The organism is Flavobacterium sp. Root901 (assembly GCF_001429765.1).
Lineage (GTDB): Bacteria > Bacteroidota > Bacteroidia > Flavobacteriales > Flavobacteriaceae > Flavobacterium.
Map to the genome: position 1 here is coordinate 791,218 of NZ_LMJB01000006.1, position 20,724 is coordinate 811,941.

The window sequence follows — 20,724 nt, forward strand, 5'->3', positions numbered from 1 at the left end:
TTTTTTTTATTTGTTTAAATCTTCATTACAAAATTATATTTACTTTTATAGATAAAATACCTGCTTTTAATAATAAAATAGTCGTAAATGAAAATTGAAGTTGTAGATAAAAACGGTTCTGGAATCCTGTATAAATTTGCAGATGCTATTGGAGCTTCTGTTCGCGGACGTTTTATTGATATTCCGAAAAATTTGGGCGAAGGTTACATGACTGGTTTTAACTGGGGAAATGATTTACGAATGATGATTCGGAATTATTACCTCAAAGAAGAAATTGTACTGGAACGAAAAAATGAAATTCCTGAAGGACGGGAAAATGTAATATTTTTTCTGAGCGGTATTTTTGATTCTTCTGTGCAAAAGCACGAAAAACTAGCAGCAGAACAGCCCAACGTTTTTATCGCTATGCAGTCTGTTTCTTCGGTACTGTCGATGCCTCAAAATACATTTTTTAGAAGCATAACTATTTCTGCCTCGCGTGAATATTTGCAGCATCATTTTGGCGAATTAAAGCATCCGGCAGTTTCCAGTATTCTTTCTTCGAAAAATACTTTTGTTTTTGAAACCGAAATTTCTCCAGCTATGATTACAACAGCAAGTGAAATGATGCATCAGTCTATTCCGGAAAGTTTAGAAAATCATTATCATAAGATAAAATGCGAAGAACTTTTATGCCATATTTTTTCTTTGATACTGCAGCGGGAAGAAACACCGGCAAGCGGCATTCATATTAAAGATATTAAGGCATTGTATGCTATAAAATACCATTTGCAATCGAATCTTGATAAAGCACCGGATATTTCGTCAATAGCGAAACAAGCTGGAATGAGCGAACCAAAACTGCGAAAATTATTCAGGCAGACTTTTGGAAAAGGAGTTTTTGAATATTACCAATTCATGCGCATGCAGGAAGCGTCTAGATTATTAAAGGAAGAACATTTATCTGTTTCTGAAACTGGATATCAGTTAGGATTTACGAATCTGAGTCATTTTTCCAGAGTTTTTGAACAGCATATTGGTTTAAAACCAAAGAAATATTCTGCATTGTAGTTTTACTTAAATTTACATCAAGATCATTAAAATGAGTTTAATAATTCAGTCAGCTTTACCGGATCCTTCAATTTCGCATTTTGTGCACAGCTTTTGGATGCTGGAAAACAATACCGGAAAAGATATTTCGTCAACTGTTTTGCCAAACGGAATGGTAGATCTGGCAGTGATGAGCACTGATCCTGATATCTGGCAAAAAACAATCAGAGGTTTGGACACCGTTCCGGGTGAGATTCTTATTCCCAAGGGAACAAAAATGTTTTCTGTTGGCTTTAAATTACTGGCTGTAGAATATTTATTTGGAGATTCTGTCAAGGATTTTTTAAATACCGGAAAAGTTCTTTCTGACGAAATCTGGTATTTTGATAAAGAAGATTTATCCACTTTTGAGAAGTTTCAAATCAAAACAACAGCAATAATTAAAAATATTGCTGCCGAAAATATTGACAACAGAAAAAAGAAATTATTTGAACTCATTTATTCTTCAGAAGGCTCTGTTACTGTAAAGCAGCTTTCTGAAAATGTTTTTTGGAGCAGCCGTCAGATCAACCGTTACTTTAATCAGCAGTTTGGAATTTCACTCAAAGTTTATTGCAATATTCTTCGTTTTGGCTCTTCCTTTAAGCATATAAGCGAAGGCAGGCTTTTTCCGGAACAAAACTTTACAGACCAGAATCATTTCATTAAAGAAATCAAAAAATATTCTGGCGTAACGCCAAAAGAGTTAAGTAAAAACAAAAACAATCGTTTTATGGATATTGCTGCCATCAAAAAACTAAATCAGGAAAACGACTGATTTTTACTATTTCATCTTACTACAAATTCTCAATTTTGTAACCTAATTTAATATAGAAATTATGTTACTTACAAATAAAAAAACAGCCATTATTGGTGCAGGTCCAACAGGTTTAACAATGGCGCGGTTATTACAGCAAAAAGGCGTTGCTGTTACCGTTTACGAGAGAGACAAAGATCCTGAAGCAAGGATTTGGGGCGGTACGCTTGATCTGCACAAAGGTTCCGGACAAGATGCCATACAAAAAGCCGGTTTGCTCGAAAACTATTATAAAATGGCTGTACCAATGGGAAGAATTATTACCGATTATCTGGGAAATGTCTTATTTAGCAAAGAAACTGCAGCCGAAGAACAATATGACAATCCAGAGATTAACCGAAATGATTTAAGAACATTATTAATAAATAGTTTAGAAAATAATACTGTTATCTGGGATCATAAATTAATAGAAATTCAGCAACAAAACGGTAAATGGCTTTTGAACTTTGAAAATGGAAAAACTGCTGACGCAGATTTTATAATTGGCGCAAATGGCGGTATGACAGCGATTAGAAAATATCTTACCGATGCAGAAGTCGAACTTACCGGAACCTATATGATACAAGGCGAAGTTCCTGAACCCGAAATAAAATGTCCTGATTTTTACAAATTGTGTGATGAGAAAATTCTGATGACTGCTCATAATGGTAATTTATTAGTTGCTAATCCAAGGAATAATAAGGTTTTAAGTTATAATACAATTTTTAAAATGCCTGAAAAATTGAATCTGAATTTTAAAAATACGAATGAAATTGCTGCCTTTCTTCTGGATATGTTTTCAGATTGGGGAGAATGTTATAAAGAATTATTTCGTTCTTCTTCTTTCTTTGCAGGTCTCCCAACTAAAAAAATAGCTGTAGAAAGACCAGGGAAAAACAATCGTCCTCTCCCTCTCACCCTTATTGGAGACGCAGCACATTTAATGCCTCCATTTGCCGGACAAGGCGCCAATATTGGACTTTTAGATGCTTTAATTTTATCTGAAAACTTAGTGAACGGTGATTTTGAAAATATTGAAAGTGCTATTTTAGACTATGAAAAGCAAATGTTTGTGTATGCTGAGGAAGCTCAGAAAGAAACAAGGGAAAATGAAATTAAAATGCTGAAACCTGATTTTTCTTTTCTAAAATTTGTTGATTGAAATTTTCCCGTTTATGATGAAATAATTCTATCTTAGTAACAAAAAACTAACCATTATTAAAAACCAAATATGGAAAACTCACCACAACAACCAGATGATTCAACTCCAAAAGTAACCGGAATTGGCGGTATTTTCTTTTTTCTTGAAAATCCGAAAGAAACTAAAGATTGGTATGCCAAAAATTTAGGATTAGAAATAAACGATTGGGGATCAGCAAGTTTTGAATCCAGAAATCTTGATAAACCAGATCAGATTGAATCAACGCAATGGTGCCCTTTTAAAAAAGGTGATGCATATTTTTCTCCATCAAAAAAAGAATTTATGGTCAATTATCGTGTTCAGAATATCGAAGGGCTCGTAGAAAAACTAAAAGCAAACGGAGTTACTGTTCTGGATGATATTGAAAGCTATGATTATGGTAAATTTGTGCATATCATGGACACGGAAGGCAATAAGATTGAACTTTGGGAACCGGTTTACTAATTTATAAATCAATTAAAAACTAAAATGTCAAATCAATTTGAAAGTCTGATTTATAAAGCCTACACTGCTTTTAACGAAAGAAATATTGACAATGCATTATCTACAATGCAAAAAGATGTGCAATGGTCAAAAGCCTGGGAAGGCGGTTACATTATCGGACATGATGAAATTAGGTCATACTGGACAAGACAATGGACTGAAATAAACCCAAAAGTTGAGCCCGCAGGTTTTACGGAAAGAGAAAATGGAACTCTTGAAGTGAAAGTCCATCAAATTGTAAAGGATTTGCAAGGAACTCTAATGTTTGATGGCTTTGTAAAGCATATCTATACTTTTGAAAATGGATTAATAAAAACAATGGATATTGAACTGGTTGAAAATTAAGCAAAGGCAAAACTACATTCCCGGCCAATATAAAAAGTTGTATTTATGTCCGTCTGGATCAGCGAAACCAAAAGTGTAACCCTGCTGAAAATTTTCAGGTTCAGAGAAAATGGTTCCGCCAATTTCTTTGACCTTTTTGTACCATTGGTCTACCTCTTCCCTGCTGTCTGCAGATAATGAAAAAATAGTTTCGTTTTCATTTTTTGTATTGGCTAATTTGCCTTTTAAAGCGGTTTCAAATCTTTCTGCAATAAAAAAGTTAATTATAAAATGATTTTCTGCAAAAATAAAACTTACTAATTCGTCTGTTTCTTTTCCGTTTTGTTTAAAACCTAAATCAGTATAAAACTGAATTGTCTTTTGTAAATCGTGCGAAACCAAGTTTCCCCATATCATTCTAATTTTCATAACTTTAGTTTTATATATTGAAATTAAAGTTAAGGAATTAAAATTATTTCTAACTTTTTTTGTACGTTTTTCTATAACTAATAAAACTGTTTTGAATAACAAATTGTCAGGCTGAGCGAAGTCGAAGCCTAATTTCATTATGGTTTTGTAATTTTAAAAAAAAATAAAAAAAGCCGTTTCAATATTCTGAAACGGCTTTTTTATTATCGGATTATCTTTAGAAATGCACTGTAAACATTGTCCTTAATAGAAGTTCGCATATAATACAAATCTTCATCTTTGGTGCTTAAATCAAATTTAATCAAGCCGGCATCGCAATAATAAAATATTGTATCATCAACCGGAAATTCAATATTCGAAATAGGCTGCGTTGTTAATTTTATTTCAAATGCTATTTCGCCATTGTTTATGTCAATCTGAAAAAGTTTTCCTTTTTTCGTATATCCCCAAATATTGTCTTCAGCTTCGGTAACGTATTCAATATTATCACCTGCAAAATCCCTTTTCCATAACTGAGTTCCCGTTTTTGAATCGGCTGCATATAAAGTAGAAACTGTTTCGCCCTGAGCTCCAAAATATATTTTGTGGTCTTTGCAAAAGATACGTTCCTTAATACTATGCTGATTTTCACCTAATTTAAACTGCCATAAAACATCCAGTTTATCAGGAGATAAAGCAAAAAGTATGTCTTTGTCATTGGCAATAAATATATTTTCTCCGTCTGTTACCGGTTTGCCGGACATCACTTCTTCAAAGTTTTTCTGGCCGAGGACTTTTCCGGTATTGGCATCAAAACTATATAAATTTGATGCACTTGGGATATAAATTTTGTTGTTGAAAAATAACGGTGTAACATCATTATTTACAGTATCGAGTTTATAATTCCATGCTAAACTGCCGTCTTTTGTATCAAGAGCATAAATATTGCTGCTTCCGTTTTGGTTTTGAGCCGTTATATACAGTTTTCCGCTGCTTACAACCGGAGTCTGGTCTTTTAAAACAATTTGATCTGTAATATTTCCCACTCTTGATTTCCAGAAAACATCACCGCTTTGGTTATCTACCGCAATAATTTCGCCGTTTACAAACGGAATATATACTACTCCATTATTGATAGTTACTTTATTGCCACACATTTCATTATGATTATCGGCAGGTTTTATGGTCCAGCCAATTGTTTCCGATTCTAAATCATAAGAAAAAAGATTGCCGTCGTAATCGTAAATTAAAATTGAGGCTTCGTCTAATGGAATTTTTTTAAGCGCAGTTACGACTTTATTAGAAACCATTTCTGCAGGAGGCAAAGTTTTATTGCTTGTATTCGCGTTTGCGGGTTTTGGAGCTGCAGGCGTCTGCCCAAACATATTTACAGCAATAAAAGCAAATGCAGGAATTAATAGATTTTTTTTCATTTTAGATTTGGGTTTGATGATTCGATTTCTTATTTATCAATAAGGCTGCCAAAAAATACAAAATCAAATGTAGTAAAAAAATACTATTGTGTTTTAGAAAGTCAAATTGGTTTGCAATCGTCCGCTTGTTTTAGAATCAAATTATGCATTTTAAAAAAATTGTAAAAAGCATAAAAAAACTCCAAAATCAAATGATTTTGGAGTTTTTGGAATTTTGTGGGCTGTCAGGGATTTCAGTCGAACAACTTGTGTCCACCCTATCATTTTCGAAGATATAAAATGAGGTATTTGTAATAATTTTAATGTTGCGGAAGGTGTTGAAATCGAAGCGGAAAGCTTCGATTTTCCACCGATACAAGATTAAGCGTATTTATTAGCTTTGAATGTTGAGTTTTAGATTTCAACCTTGCCTTAGAAGACATTGTTTAGTGAATAAGTTTTTTACAAAGACATTCTTACGCTAAAATATAAATCTTTGTAATTCATAAAGTCTTCGTAAGCTATTCCTAAAGAAATTCTAGATATCAGAAATTTAGAATTGAAATTGAATGATTTTGATAGTTCTGATTTGTAATTTATTTGGTTATCAAAAATCGATGTTGTCAATGTTACATTAATATTTGGATTTGAAAACCATTTATAAGCATATATATGTCCTCCAATTTTATCATATTGACCACCTATGAAATCCAACCCCATTCCAAGTGCAATATGCTTTTTAAGGTTTAATCCATATTTTATTTGATGATTTTCAAATTTATTTTTTGTACCATCAAAATTAAGTATTCTATTTTGATAATTGTAAGCTGCAAAATCGGATACATCTCTTGTCTTGCAAAATATATTCCATTTAGCGAATTGAAGATTCAAATCATGAAATCCCTGATTGTCAAAATTATACCGAAAAACTACACTGCTATTTATTTTTGTATTTCCAAGATAAACTGCAGAATAGGATGAATAAAATCCTAATGGCAATTTTGTAGCTCCACTATATCCTAATTCTAAAGAATTTGATGTATAACACATATTCGCAATTCCTCCGGAATTATAGCATCCTTTTTTGGGCAATGTGTTTTTGAAGGAAGAGTATATTTCTTGCAAATTTAATGTATCGGACAAATTTTTTATTAAATCTAAAACAATAATTGCTTCCGGAATAGAATCTTGTGCCGTTGGTGTCCAATAGTTTTTGATCCAATAAGTTTTCTTATCTGAATGTTCAATAATATATGTAATTCCATCAGATCCTTGTTCCCAATTTCTATTTTTTCATCTGTTGGTAAATCAATAATTTTTGATTTTTCAATTATGTTATAAACCTCTTCAGCTTGTTTCGATGACAATGCAATCTTATTTGTTAGAGTTTTGGCTTCGTTTCTATTTCTCTTTTGAGTGTGATAAATGAAATTTGTTATGTTTCCTGAATATCTTGAACTATCCTTTGAAATTTCAATCACTTGTCCGTAGTTACTAAATCTAAAATTAAATTCATCCGTAGATTGTTCAAGATTTTTTAAATCTAAAGTTTTCTGAAGTTCAATATTACGTTTGTACCAAGCAGTATCTCCTTTTATTTCTTTCGTTTGGGAAAACATGGTCTGAAACAAGAATAAAAGCAACACTGTAATTAGGTGCAATTTCTTCATAATCTATAATTAACATTGTTTTACGAAACGTTTTATTTACATATCAAAATATGACATAAACAGCGTTTAGTTTTTAATTAATAGCTAATATAATTATTTGTTGTATTAGAATATTTAAAAAAAATATGGTGAATAAATTATCTAACAAAAAAAAGCGACATTGTCTACCAATGTCGCTTTTTGTCTTTTGTGGGCGATGAGGGGTTCGAACCCCCGACCCCCTCGGTGTAAACGAGGTGCTCTGAACCAGCTGAGCTAATCGCCCTATTTTATTAGGCTGCTATCATTTTGTGATTGCGAGTGCAAATATACAGCTAGAATTTGTAATTGCAAGTATATTTTGAAAAAAAACAAATATTTTTTTTAATCTTTTATTTAGCGATCTATTTATCAGGTTATTAAAAAACGAATATTTAATGCTGTTTTCTTATAATTAAGTTAAAAAACAGCATCTGGCTCTCTAATTCTAAATATTGCTTTGTAATCTTTTGCTATAGTCATACATTTGCATACCTAAAAATACTATATTCTAATGGCCAGATATAAAGAAAATGATTTACCTAAATCAAAAATAACTGCTACTTCTCTTAACAAGGCAAAAACAATATTTACATACGCAGGAAATCACAAATGGAAATTCTTTATAGGATTAATTTTTCTGCTTTTAACAGGTGCTACTGCCCTTGCCTTTCCTAAATTAATGGGAATGCTGGTCGATTGTGTGAAAAATAAAAACAATAATCAGGCCAATACAATTGCTTTGGGATTAATTGTAATTCTGTTTTTACAATCCTTTTTCTCATTTTTCAGGTTATCATTATTCGTAAATTTTACCGAAAACACGCTGGCAAATCTCCGTTTGGCTTTGTACACAAATTTGGTAAAACTGCCAATGACTTTCTTTTCTCAAAAAAGAGTCGGTGAATTAAACAGCCGTATCAGTGCCGATATTACACAGATTCAGGATACTTTGACCACAACAATTGCAGAGTTTCTGCGTCAGTTTATTTTAATAATCGGAGGTATAATTTTATTAGCGACCGAGAGTTTAAAATTAACGCTTTTAATGCTTTCAGTAGTTCCTTTAGTTGCGATTGCGGCAGTAGTTTTTGGAAGGTTTATTAGAAAATATTCTAAAAAAGTTCAGGATCAGGTTGCAGAAAGCCAGGTAATTGTTGAAGAAACCATGCAGGGAATTAGTATTGTAAAGGCTTTTGCTAACGAATGGTATGAAATTGCACGTTACAAAGGCAAAATAAGCGATGTTGTTAAACTGGCTATAAAAGGCGGTAAATACCGCGGCTACTTCGCTTCCTTTATTATATTCTGTTTATTTGGTGCTATTGTAGCAGTAGTTTGGTTTGGTGTTCGTTTGAGCATTGCCGGAGAAATGAGCGTTGGCCAATTAATATCATTTGTGTTATATTCAACTTTTGTTGGCGCATCATTTGGAGGAATTGCTGAATTATATGCACAAATCCAAAAAGCAATTGGAGCAACAGAAAGAGTTTTTGAATTATTAGACGAAAGTCCGGAGAAAATCAATTCGAATTCAAACAGAATTCAGGAGAAAATTAAAGGAAATGTAGCTTTTAAGAATGTAGCTTTCAGTTATCCGACACGTCAGGAAATTGAGGTGTTAAAAAATGTAAATTTCTCAGCAGAATTTGGCCAGAAAATAGCAATCGTTGGTCCAAGTGGTGCCGGAAAATCTACTATATCTTCTCTTCTATTGCGTTTTTACGATATAACATCGGGAGAAATTACTGTTGACGGAAAAAATATTTATGATTATGATTTAGAAGATCTTCGCGGTAATATGAGTATTGTTCCTCAGGATGTTATTCTTTTTGGAGGAACTATTCGTGAGAATATTGCTTACGGAAAACCAGATGCTTCTGATGAAGAAATTATTCTGGCAGCCAAGCAGGCAAATGCGTTTAATTTTGTAGAAGGTTTCCCTGAAAAATTCGAAACTTTAGTTGGAGAACGCGGAGTAAAACTATCAGGAGGACAACGTCAGCGTATTGCAATTGCAAGGGCTTTACTTAAAAATCCAAGTATTTTAATATTAGATGAAGCTACTTCATCGTTGGACAGCGAAAGCGAAAAACTGGTTCAGGAAGCTTTAGAAGTTTTAATGGAAGGAAGAACAAGTATTATTATTGCACACAGACTTTCTACGATTAGAAATGCCGATAAGATTTTAGTTCTGGACAGCGGAAAAATTTCGGAAGAAGGAACGCATCAGGAATTGATCAACCTTGAAAACGGAATTTATAAAAACTTAAGTAATCTGCAATTCAGTAATTCTTAATTAAATTACAATTTTAAGAAATTCCAAATTCCGATATAAAATAACACTGAAAGATTTCAAGAATAAAAAAAGCTCCAATATTTATTGGAGCTTTTTTATAAGTTACAAAACTGTAAAATAAAAACTTATTTCCCTTTTCTGCGTTTACGTTCTGCTTTAATCATTGATAACTCACGACTTGTCTGACCTGCAACAGAAGTATTTTCTTCTGCACGACGAATCAAATACGGCATCACATCTTTAACAGGTCCAAACGGAAGATATTTTGCTACGTTATAACCGTTTTCAGCTAAGTTGTAACTAATATTATCGCTCATCCCGTATAATTGTCCAAACCAGATTCTGTTGTCATTTTTAGCAATTCCTTTCTGTGCCATCATTTCCATAAGTTTATATGAACTTAGTTCGTTATGAGTACCTGCAAAAATTGACATTGTTTCTAAATGATCTAACATATAATTTACAGCAGCATCATAATTATCATCTGTTGCCTGCTTAGAAACGCATATAGGAGAAACATATCCTTTTTCTTCTGCACGTTTATTTTCTTTTTCCATGTAAGCGCCGCGAACCAGTTTCATACCAATATAAAAACCTTCTTTTTTAGCAATTTCATGCAGGTTTTTTAAGTAATCCAAACGATCCCAACGGTACATTTGTAATGTATTGAATATAATTGCTTTTTCTTTATTGTATTTGCGCATCATGTCGGTAACTAAATCATCAGCAGCATCCTGCATCCAGCTTTCTTCACCATCAATCAATAATGCGACATCTTTTTTATGAGCTTCACTGCAAACCTGGTCAAAACGAGCCACTACTCTATTCCATTCTTCCTGTTCAGCCGGGCTTAAGGTTTGCTTTTCTCCTAATTTTTCATACAATTCAAAACGCCCTAAACCTGTTGGTTTAAATACCGCAAACGGAATTGCCAAACGCTCTTTTGCAAATTCAATGGTTTTTAATGTCATTTCCAAGGCAGCATCGAATTGCTCTTCTTCTTCTTTTCCTTCAACTGAATAATCTAAAACAGATGAAACGCCTTTTGTAAACATTTTATCTACTACAGTTAAACAGTCATTTTCATTTACTCCTCCACAAAAATGATCAAAAACAGTGGCACGAATTAATCCTTCAACAGGGAGATGCGCTTTTATGGCAAAATTAGTTACGGCAGTTCCTATTTTTACTAAAGGCTCACTGTCAATCATTTTAAAAAGAAAATAAGCTCTGTCAAGTTCAGTATCACTTTTAAGTGAAAAAGCAACTTGAGTGTTATCGAATATTTTTTCCATTAAGTTTAGTTTTTATGCAAAGATAGAGAGTGTTTTGAATATTCTTTACTAAACAGGATGATATTTTTTTGTTTTGATAATGTGTACTTACATAAATCCATAATATAAAAGTAGGAATTTATTTATATTTTTGTTATTTTTGCAAAAAAAATAATTATAAACTTTTAAGCATGAAAAGCATTAATAAATCTCTCGATAGTATCTCGGATAATATTGTTATGCTATTTGTAGTTGCCCTTTTTATTATTGATTTCTTACCTCATTCTACAACAGAAGATGTAATTTATCCTCAATTTTTATATTTAGCAGTCCTCAATTTTGTTATGGCTTTGTATATAACGACTAAGGTAAGGTTTGTAAATAAAGAGGTTATTGGTGCATTTAAAGAATCGTATGTTTTCTGGCTGTTTTCTGTTTTTATCTTTCTGTGCGCCTTTTCTTTTGTGACAGCGGTTAATAAAACCTTAGTAATTGAAAAATTAGCAGATCTTATAATTGCATTTTGCACTTTTGTTAATTTTACTTTTCTTTTAAAGAACAAGCTTCATCTGATACCGAAGATTATTTTCATTATATGTATTGTCGCATTTGTACAGTCAGCTTTGGAACTGTATCATTTTAAAAGAAATTTTGATAAAGTATCTATTGAAATTGCTCTTCGTGATTTGGGAGTAAGTACCGGAAACATCAATATTCTGGCAGCCAGCTTAACAATAAAAATTCCATTTATAATATTAGGTTTTAGTTATCATTTACAAAAGAAGAAAGTTTTTTTATTTATTACACTGGTTATGGTAATTACCGTAGTTCTTTTAACTGCGGCCAGAGCAGCCATTATAAGTACGATTTTGGTTTATATACTTTTTATAGTCTATAATATTAAAATTAATTCATTCAATAAAGCAACTGTATTAAAGTCACTTACATTAGTTATTCCTGTAATTTTTTCCATTACTATAAGCAGTTTAATCTTAAAAAAAGTAACAGATAACAGTCGTTATGTCTCAGTAGCAAGCAGACTTGGGCAGGTTAATACAAGTGATGCTTCAGCAAATGCCCGATTAGTTGTCTGGCAAAATACATTTAATCTGGCCAAAACAAAGCCTTTGACCGGTGTTGGACTGGGTAATTATAAAATCGAATCCATTCCTTACGAAAAAACTCAGAATGATGAATCTACTATTTCACAGCATTCACATAATGATTTTCTCCAAATTGCTTCAGAAACCGGCTTTATTAATGGGTTTATTTATATTTCGTTCTTTCTGATTGTTATCATAGTTAACGCAAAAAGATTTTTAAAATCAGACAATTTAGAGACTCAATCCCTTGCAATGCTTACTATCATGACAACGGTAGTTTATGGAATGGATGCTTCATTAAACTTTCCAATGTTTAAAGCAACGATGATGATTTTCTTGTGTCTTATAATCGTTTTCACTTTAATAAATGTAAGTCATTCCCCTAGTTCAGAATCAAAATTGATAAAGAATAATTTTTATGGACTTCTAATATTGGCAAGTGCTGCAACAATATATATTGCTTTCTTAGGATATAAAGCATCTAATCTGGAATATTTAATTAAAAAAGACGATTCTAATTCTTATAAAAACTGTATTCTCACAGGTGATGAAGTAATTAAGAGAATACCGAAATACAAGAATACCCTTACCAGAGGTGAATCATTTTATGAATATGCCGCTATTTATTACTATAATGAAAACAAATTAGACCAGGCTTTAAAATACCTTTCCAAGGCGGATAAAATTAATCCTTATTTAGGAAGAATTCCTTTTTATAAAATGCGTATTGCCTTAAAAAAAGGAAATATTGACAGCGCATTTGTTTACAGTAAGCAGGCATATTATATGCGCCCGCGAAACCTTATTTTTTACGGTATGTCGACTCAGTTAGCGCGTGGTGAAAACGATACTACAGAAATTCTTAAACAGCATCGTACTTTTATCACGTACAGAAATATTCCGCAGGCGTGGAAAATTGCTGCCGGTGAATTACAAAAAGCAAAATACAATAGTAAAAGTCTGCTACGGTTTATAGATAAAGGAATAAAGCAATTCCCAGCTGATACTACTCTGCCTGAAACAAAAAAAGAGATTATTGCTGTTGATAATTTGAATCAGGCGAAATCTTTTTTAAAAGCTCAAAATAAAGAGAAAGCATTAGAATTTTATCTTAAAGCCATGAAAGCAGATCCTTCTAATGCAGATATAATGCAATATCTGGCTTATTATTATTACAACGCCAAGGATTACAGCCAGTCTTTGAGTTATTTCCTGAAAGCCTTAACACTTAGGGAATTTAATGATGGCCGAACAGAATTCTTAATTGGAAACTGCTATTTAAACATGAATGATAAACTAAATGCATGTAAGTACTTTGAAATCTCAAACTCAAAAAATTATCCGGATGCAAAGTCCTTATTAATTCAAATTTGCAAATAACGTTTGCAAAATCATAAAGGAATTTGATAAAAGTTATAATCTTTTCCAAATTCCTTTTTTCAAAGTTTTTTATGCAATTATAAATCTGTTTTGAATGTTATTTACTTAAAAATGCCTTATTTTGCGGTTCTAATTAACTCAGGAATCATGCAGTCTATTCAAGCCAACAACTATTTCGTGCATTTTAACCACAATGCTTACGAAGCCTTAAATACACATTTAAAAGAAAACAAATACTCAAATATTTTTATAATAGTTGATACTCAGACAAATGAATATTGTCTTCCAAAATTATTACCCGTAATTGAAACGGACTTAAATATAGAAATTATTGAGTTTGAAGCCGGAGAAGCAAATAAAAATATCGAAACTTGTATCGAAATCTGGCACGTTTTAACTGAACTTGGTGCAGACCGCAAATCACTTGTCATTAATTTAGGCGGAGGTGTTGTAACAGATTTAGGCGGGTTTGTTGCTTCTACTTTTAAAAGAGGTGTTGATTTTATAAATATTCCAACTACTTTATTATCAATGGTTGATGCCTCTGTTGGGGGAAAAACCGGTGTTGATTTAGGAAATCTTAAAAACCAGATTGGCGTTATCAACGTGCCGCAAATGGTTTTAATTGACACACAATATCTTGAAACTTTATCGCAGAGCGAAATGCGCTCAGGATTAGCCGAAATGCTTAAACACGGATTAATTTATGATGCTCAGTACTGGAAAGAGTTTCTGGATTTGAAAGCAATTGACTATGATACTTTAGATCAGTTAATTTATCGTTCTGTTGAAATCAAAAATGAAATCGTTATTCAGGATCCAACGGAAAAAAACATCCGCAAAGCACTTAACTTCGGTCATACGTTAGGCCACGCTATTGAAAGCTACTTTTTAGAAAGTGAAACTAAAAAAACTTTACTGCATGGTGAGGCAATTGCTGTAGGAATGATCTTGGAAAGTTATATTTCTCTTCATAAAAACTTAATTACTTCTGATGAATATTCTGAAATAAAGACAGCCATAAAAGCAATTTATGAAGATATAGAATTTGAAGAAAATGATATCGAACCGATTCTGGAACTGCTCATTCATGACAAAAAAAATGAGTACGGATTAATTCAATTTGCTTTAATTGAAGGAATCGGAAAAATAAAAATTAACCAATCCGTTGAAAATAAATTAATTCTGGAAGCGTTTCAAGATTATAAATCTTAATTTTTTTTTAATAAAAAGCATTGCTTTTGGTATATATTATTTTTTACATTTGCCACGATGAAAACAAACAATAAACAAAGACAATTCAGCTCTTACAGAAACCGTCTCAACAGTTCTCTACTTAGAATGTTGAACCGTTTTTATAATAGTAAAAGCCCATTTTGTTTTGATGTTTTCCAATGTTCAAAAGCAGAACACGAAAAACTGCCGATTATATTTGCCAATATTAGAGTTTGAATTTTAGATTTAGCATAAAATCACTAAATTTAATAACAACTTAAAATATTGAAATATAAATGAATACAAAATATTCTGATCTAATTAATCAAACATACTACTTTCCACAAGAGGAATTTAAACTAAACAAAGACAATCTTCAGTTTCATAACATCGACTTAATGAAACTAGTGGAACAATATGGTACACCATTAAAGTTTACTTATCTGCCTCAGATTTCTGAAAATATTAATAAGGCTAAAGCCTGGTTCAGAAAATCAATGGAAAAAAATAAATACGAAGCTAAATATTACTATTGTTATTGTACAAAAAGCTCTCATTTTGAATACATTATGAATGAAGCTTTCAAAAACAATATTCATATTGAAACATCATCAGCTTTTGATGTTAATATTGTTGAAAACCTATTAGAAAATGGTAAAATCAACAAAAGCACGTATGTAATATGCAATGGTTTTAAGAGAGACGAATATATTAGCAATATCGCGAGATTAATTAATAACGGACATAAAAACACTATTCCGATTATTGATAACTACGAAGAACTTGATTTGCTTCAGGGCGAAATTAAAGGAAAATTCAAGATCGGTATTCGTATTGCAGCCGAAGAAGAACCAAAGTTTGAGTTTTATACTTCAAGATTAGGAATTGGATATAAAAACATCGTTTCGTTTTATAAAAAACAAATTCAGGAAAATGATAAATTAGAGCTTAAAATGCTTCATTTTTTTATCAATACAGGAATCAACGATACATCTTATTACTGGAACGAGCTTGTTAAGTGTATTAAAGTATATATTGCACTTAAAAAAGAATGCCCAACACTTGACGGTCTGAATATTGGCGGTGGTTTCCCGATTAAAAACTCACTTGCATTTGAATATGATTACCAATATATGATTGATGAAATTATCAATCAGATTAAAATTGCCTGTGATGAAGCTGAAGTAGATGTGCCAAATATCTTTACAGAATTTGGTTCCTTTACAGTTGGAGAAAGCGGTGGGGCAATCTATCAGATTTTGTATCAAAAGCAACAAAATGACAGAGAAAAATGGAATATGATCGATTCATCTTTCATTACTACTCTTCCGGATACCTGGGCTATAAATAAACGTTTTATTATGCTGGCCATTAACCGCTGGAACGATACTTATGAGCGGGTTCTATTAGGCGGACTGACTTGTGACAGCGATGACTATTACAACTCAGAACAAAATATGAACGCCATTTACCTTCCAAAATATAATAAAGAAAAACCGCTCTATATTGGTTTCTTTAATACGGGAGCATATCAGGAAACAATTGGAGGATATGGAGGTTTACACCACTGTTTGATTCCGCAGCCAAAACATATTTTAATAGATCGTGACGAAAACGGAATTCTGGCAACAGAGGTTTTCTCTGAGCAGCAGACTTCAGATGATGTATTAAAGATTTTAGGTTACAAGAAAAAAATGTAAAAAAAACCGCAAATTAATAAGTTAATAGCTATAAAATTGTTAATTTGCATATATCATAAAAGGTTAAAAACTTTTAATTCAAAAAAAAATAAAAAACAAAAAACAAAATGAAAGGACCAATCAGTCAGTTTATTGAAAAACATTATTTGCACTTTAATTCTGCTTCATTAGTAGATGCAGCCAAAGAATACGAACAACAATTAGCAAATGGATCTAAAATGTTGGTAAGTATGGCTGGAGCAATGAGTACAGCAGAAATAGGTAAAATTTTTGCGGAGATAATTAGACAAGATAAAGTACAAATTATTTCATGTACTGGAGCCAATCTAGAAGAAGACATCATGAATTTAGTAGCTCACTCTCACTATGAAAGAGTTCCTAACTACCGTGATTTGACACCAGAAGACGAATGGGCTTTACTTGAAAGAGGACTTAATCGTGTTACAGATACTTGTATCCCTGAACACGAAGCTTTTAGACGTTTACAAAAACACATCTATAAAATCTGGAAAGATGCTGATGATAAAGGAGAACGCTATTTCCCACATGAATTCATGTATAAAATGCTTTTATCAGGTGTTTTAGAAGAATATTACGAGATTGACTTAAAAGACAGCTGGATGTATGCTGCTGCTGAAAAAAATCTGCCAATCATTGTTCCGGGATGGGAAGATAGTACTATGGGTAATATTTTTGCATCTTATGTAATTAAAGGCGAGTTGAAAGCATCAACAATGAAATCTGGTATTGAATACATGACTTTCCTTGCTGACTGGTACACAAAAAACAGTCAGAATGGTATTGGATTTTTCCAAATTGGCGGTGGTATTGCGGGAGATTTCCCAATATGTGTTGTACCAATGTTATATCAGGATATGGAAATGCACGATGTTCCTTTCTGGAGTTATTTCTGCCAAATTTCTGATTCAACAACCAGTTATGGTTCTTATTCCGGAGCAGTTCCAAATGAGAAAATCACCTGGGGTAAATTAGACATTAAAACCCCTAAATTTATTATCGAGTCGGATGCTACAATTGTTGCACCGTTAATTTTTGCATATTTATTAGATTTATAGGATATTTTTATGAAAAGAGTTATAGTAGACTACGCCAAACTGACGAATGAAATTTTAAACCTTTTGGTTGAAAAATTTCCTGATGGTTATGATGATTCGGATGTAATCCGTTTTAGAAACGCTAAAAACGAATTAGTAGAAGCTGTTGAAGTTCGTACTGAAGACACTATTTATTTAGTAAAAATTAGTACTAAACTTGCAGACAGAATTGAAAATTATGATGAAGATGATGATATCGATCTTGATGTTGATACTATAGAACCAGTAAAAGGGCTTGATCTTGATGATGATGCTGATGATGACGATGACGATGATAACGAAGACAAACCAGATACTGACGGCGGTGACGACGAAGATGATGATGAAGACAGAGATGATATTGCAGATGAAGATGATGATGATGATGACGAAGATTAATCATTTCTTTTAAAATAAAGACAAAGGAACTCTATTTTGAGTTCCTTTTTTGTTATTATCATCACTATAAATTATAAGAAAAGTACTATATTTATTGTTTTTATGCTGTTTTATAAAAACATATACTATCTGCCAATATGAAATCAGAATTACTGCACGCGAAATTGAAGGAAAATTTCGGATTTGAAAAATTCAGGCCAAATCAGGAAACTATTATTACGACTATATTATCCGGACAAGATACATTAGCCATTATGCCAACCGGTGGGGGAAAATCCATTTGTTTTCAGCTGCCTGCTCTGGTATTGCCGGGAATCACGATTGTAATTTCGCCTTTAATAGCTTTAATGAAAGATCAGGTTGACAGCTTAAAAACAAACGGAATCTCTGCCTGCTTTATTAACAGTAGTCAATCTTCTGAAGAACAGCAGTTTTATATAGATAATTTAAAATCAAATACTTTTAAACTGGTTTATATCGCTCCTGAAAGTTTATCTTATCTGGATAATATTTTTAATGAACTGACTATCAGCTTAATTGCTATTGACGAAGCACATTGTATTTCATCATGGGGACATGATTTTAGACCAGCGTATACTAATTTAGGATATTTAAAAAACCGCTTCCCTTCTACTCCAGTCCTTGCACTTACGGCGACGGCAGATAAAGCAACACGTGCAGATATTACAAAACAGCTAAATTTAAAAAATCCAAAAACTTTTGTAGCTTCTTTTGACAGAAAAAATTTGAGTCTTGAAGTCCGCCCGGCATTAGATCGTGTTAAGCAGATAATTGATTTTGTTGACAATAAGCCAAATGAATCCGGAATTATTTATTGTTTAAGCCGAAAAACTACAGAAGAACTTGCTGAAAAATTATCTAAAAACGGCATCTCAGCCAAAGCTTATCATGCAGGTTTGGACAATACAACGCGTGCAAAAACGCAGGATGAGTTTATAAACGATGATTGTCAGGTTGTTTGTGCTACAATTGCATTTGGAATGGGAATTGACAAATCAAACGTCCGCTGGGTCATTCATTACAATCTTCCAAAAAATATTGAAGGATATTATCAGGAAATTGGCCGTGCAGGACGTGATGGTTTACCGGCCGAAACAGTTTTGTTTGAAAGTTATGCCGATGTAATTCAGCTTCAGAAATTTGCTTCGGAAGGATTAAATTCTGACGTACAACTGGCAAAATTAGAAAGAATGAAACAATATGCTGATGCCGTAAGCTGCAGGCGAAAAATTCTGCTTTCTTATTTTGGAGAGCTCGTTAAAGAAAATTGCGGTAATTGTGATATTTGCAAAAATCCACCCACTTTTTTTGATGGTACAATCCTCGCACAAAAAGCGCTTTCAGCCATAACGAGATTGCAGGAATCTGAACCTTTGGCTGTAATTGTTGATTTTTTAAGAGGTTCGAGAAATGCTTATATCTACGAAAAAAATTATCAGGAGTTAAAAACGTATGGAATCGGTGCTGATATTTCCTGGTATGACTGGAATCAATACCTGATTCAGTTAATTAATTTGGGATATTGTGAAATTGCATTTCATCAGCATAATAAAATTTTATTAACACCTTTTGCTAAAAAAGTACTGTTTGAAGGTGAAAAAGTAAAACTGACAACAGTTGTTAAAAAAGTAATTGATAAAAATGAAATAAAACAAGAAAAAGCAAAAGCAGCAGCCAAAAATTCTCTATTTGAAACTTTAAAAAAATTACGCTATGAAATTGCCAGGGAAGAAGAAGTTCCGGCTTATGTAATTTTTAGTGATGCAGCTCTAAGGCAGATGGAAATATTGAGACCAATGAGTGATGAGGAATTTCTTGCTGTAGAAGGTGTTGGAAAAGCTAAACTTGAAAAATACGGAACAGATTTTATAAATGCCATTATTGAATTTGAGCGAAATAAATCTGTAGTTAAAAAGGAGAAAAAAGAAAGCACGTATGCCAAAACGTTAGCATTATTCCAAAACGGACTTTCTATTGAAGAAATTGCAGGAAAAAGAAATTTAGGAGAAACTACAATTATTTCTCATTTGGCAAAATTGTATGTCGATGGTCACGATTTAGATTTAAGTCAGTTTGTTTCTCAGGCTGAGATTGCCCAAATAGAAAAAGCTCAAATTGAACTGGAAAATCCAAATGCTCTAAAACCATATTTTGATTATTTTGAAGAAAAAATGTCTTACGACAAAATTCGCTTTGGTTTAGCAGCTATTGAAAGAAAATACAACAAGTCTGTTTTATCCTCTTAAAAAGGTTACAGAAAATAAAAATCCTGTGAAATAAATTTTCACAGGATTTTTTTATAAATTTTCAAACTTTATAAATACCTCTCTTCAAAAACCTGTTGATGATGTTTTTGATGTCCAATTATAACAAAACCTAAAGCACGGGCAGAAATTTGATTATTAGAAGCTGTCCCAATACTTTTAAGCTGTTCATCTGATAAGCTTTTGTAAAATAATAAAGTAGAATGTCTTAATGCCGAAAATTCAGTTAGTAAATCCTGAATACTTCTGCTTCCCGCATTTGTATTTGCTGCATAATCATTTTCTTCAAAACCGGGTAATGGTGTTTTGTCAAATCTTGAAAATCTCAAAGCGCGATAAGCAAAAATACGTTCAGAATCTATTAGATGCTGAATAATATCTTTAATTGTCCACTTTCCTTCTGCATAACGATAATCAAATTTATCCATGGGAATATCCTGAACAAACCGAATAAATTCGTGCAGAGAAATTTCTAATTCTTCAATCAATTTTCCGTCTCCTGCTTTTTTGATATAAGTACCAAAATGGCCGGAATATTCATTTTCTAATAACTGGCTTGCAATCATTTTTTTATACTTTTAAGTTTTATAGATCA

At 32.3% G+C, this 20,724-nt stretch carries 18 protein-coding genes and 1 tRNA gene; 12 read left to right on the top strand and 7 right to left on the bottom strand.

The window, feature by feature from the left end:
- Window positions 1-87 precede the first annotated feature (87 nt).
- The 5 genes from ASE21_RS12935 to ASE21_RS12955 all read left to right on the top strand — a co-directional run bounded on the left by ASE21_RS12935 (window position 88) and on the right by ASE21_RS12955 (window position 3,893).
- Complete coding sequence (locus ASE21_RS12935; protein ID WP_057123070.1) at window positions 88-1,050, top strand: AraC family transcriptional regulator; 963 nt, start codon at window positions 88-90, stop codon at window positions 1,048-1,050.
- A 31-nt stretch (window positions 1,051-1,081) separates the two neighbouring features.
- Window positions 1,082-1,846: a helix-turn-helix domain-containing protein gene (locus ASE21_RS12940; protein ID WP_057123071.1), complete on the top strand. Its 765-nt coding sequence runs from the start codon at window positions 1,082-1,084 to the stop codon at window positions 1,844-1,846.
- A gap of 61 nt (window positions 1,847-1,907) precedes the next feature.
- On the top strand, window positions 1,908-3,026 hold the full coding sequence (locus tag ASE21_RS12945) for an FAD-dependent oxidoreductase (RefSeq protein ID WP_128414697.1): 1,119 nt from the start codon (window positions 1,908-1,910) through the stop codon (window positions 3,024-3,026).
- A 69-nt stretch (window positions 3,027-3,095) separates the two neighbouring features.
- Window positions 3,096-3,509: a VOC family protein gene (locus tag ASE21_RS12950; RefSeq protein ID WP_057123073.1), complete on the top strand. Its 414-nt coding sequence runs from the start codon at window positions 3,096-3,098 to the stop codon at window positions 3,507-3,509.
- 24 nt (window positions 3,510-3,533) lie between these two features.
- Window positions 3,534-3,893: a nuclear transport factor 2 family protein gene (locus ASE21_RS12955; protein ID WP_057123074.1), complete on the top strand. Its 360-nt coding sequence runs from the start codon at window positions 3,534-3,536 to the stop codon at window positions 3,891-3,893.
- A 12-nt stretch (window positions 3,894-3,905) separates the two neighbouring features.
- On the opposite strand, the gene ASE21_RS12960 is transcribed toward ASE21_RS12955, so the two are convergent.
- The 5 genes from ASE21_RS12960 to ASE21_RS12980 all read right to left on the bottom strand — a co-directional run bounded on the left by ASE21_RS12960 (window position 3,906) and on the right by ASE21_RS12980 (window position 7,627).
- Window positions 3,906-4,301, bottom strand: coding sequence for a VOC family protein (locus tag ASE21_RS12960; protein WP_057123203.1), 396 nt, complete (start codon window positions 4,299-4,301; stop codon window positions 3,906-3,908).
- A gap of 203 nt (window positions 4,302-4,504) precedes the next feature.
- Entirely contained in the window at window positions 4,505-5,713 is a 1,209-nt protein-coding gene (locus ASE21_RS12965) for a PQQ-binding-like beta-propeller repeat protein (RefSeq protein WP_057123075.1), read from the bottom strand.
- 441 nt (window positions 5,714-6,154) lie between these two features.
- Window positions 6,155-6,817 (bottom strand): hypothetical protein, encoded by a 663-nt coding sequence (locus tag ASE21_RS12970; protein ID WP_128414698.1) that lies wholly within the window; start codon window positions 6,815-6,817, stop codon window positions 6,155-6,157.
- Between the two features lie 32 nt (window positions 6,818-6,849).
- A complete protein-coding gene (locus ASE21_RS12975; RefSeq protein ID WP_057123077.1) occupies window positions 6,850-7,362 on the bottom strand; it encodes a hypothetical protein in 513 nt (170 codons plus the stop codon).
- A gap of 190 nt (window positions 7,363-7,552) precedes the next feature.
- A tRNA-Val gene (locus tag ASE21_RS12980) sits at window positions 7,553-7,627 on the bottom strand.
- Between the two features lie 267 nt (window positions 7,628-7,894).
- On the opposite strand from ASE21_RS12980, the gene ASE21_RS12985 reads away from it, so the two are divergent.
- Window positions 7,895-9,679 (top strand): ABC transporter ATP-binding protein, encoded by a 1,785-nt coding sequence (locus ASE21_RS12985; RefSeq protein WP_057123078.1) that lies wholly within the window; start codon window positions 7,895-7,897, stop codon window positions 9,677-9,679.
- Between the two features lie 125 nt (window positions 9,680-9,804).
- On the opposite strand, the gene ASE21_RS12990 is transcribed toward ASE21_RS12985, so the two are convergent.
- Window positions 9,805-10,974 carry a proline dehydrogenase family protein gene (locus ASE21_RS12990; protein ID WP_057123079.1) on the bottom strand — a complete coding sequence of 390 codons (1,170 nt, stop codon included), beginning with the start codon at window positions 10,972-10,974 and terminating at the stop codon, window positions 9,805-9,807.
- 170 nt (window positions 10,975-11,144) lie between these two features.
- Here ASE21_RS12990 and ASE21_RS12995 point away from each other — a divergent pair, with 170 nt between their 5' ends.
- From ASE21_RS12995 to recQ, 6 genes are all read left to right on the top strand, one after another.
- Window positions 11,145-13,436 (top strand): O-antigen ligase family protein, encoded by a 2,292-nt coding sequence (locus ASE21_RS12995; protein WP_057123080.1) that lies wholly within the window; start codon window positions 11,145-11,147, stop codon window positions 13,434-13,436.
- A 147-nt stretch (window positions 13,437-13,583) separates the two neighbouring features.
- Window positions 13,584-14,651, top strand: a complete 1,068-nt coding sequence (gene aroB, locus ASE21_RS13000; protein ID WP_057123204.1) for a 3-dehydroquinate synthase — start codon at window positions 13,584-13,586, stop codon at window positions 14,649-14,651.
- Between the two features lie 296 nt (window positions 14,652-14,947).
- Complete coding sequence (locus tag ASE21_RS13005) at window positions 14,948-16,351, top strand: arginine decarboxylase (RefSeq protein ID WP_057123081.1); 1,404 nt, start codon at window positions 14,948-14,950, stop codon at window positions 16,349-16,351.
- Between the two features lie 107 nt (window positions 16,352-16,458).
- Window positions 16,459-17,427 carry a deoxyhypusine synthase family protein gene (locus tag ASE21_RS13010; RefSeq protein ID WP_057123082.1) on the top strand — a complete coding sequence of 323 codons (969 nt, stop codon included), beginning with the start codon at window positions 16,459-16,461 and terminating at the stop codon, window positions 17,425-17,427.
- A 9-nt stretch (window positions 17,428-17,436) separates the two neighbouring features.
- Window positions 17,437-17,844 carry a hypothetical protein gene (locus ASE21_RS13015; RefSeq protein ID WP_057123083.1) on the top strand — a complete coding sequence of 136 codons (408 nt, stop codon included), beginning with the start codon at window positions 17,437-17,439 and terminating at the stop codon, window positions 17,842-17,844.
- Window positions 17,845-17,981: 137 nt separating this feature from the next.
- Window positions 17,982-20,111, top strand: a complete 2,130-nt coding sequence (gene recQ / locus ASE21_RS13020; protein WP_057123084.1) for a DNA helicase RecQ — start codon at window positions 17,982-17,984, stop codon at window positions 20,109-20,111.
- A 68-nt stretch (window positions 20,112-20,179) separates the two neighbouring features.
- On the opposite strand, the gene ASE21_RS13025 is transcribed toward recQ, so the two are convergent.
- Complete coding sequence (locus ASE21_RS13025) at window positions 20,180-20,695, bottom strand: DinB family protein (protein WP_057123085.1); 516 nt, start codon at window positions 20,693-20,695, stop codon at window positions 20,180-20,182.
- Window positions 20,696-20,724: the final 29 nt, after the last annotated feature.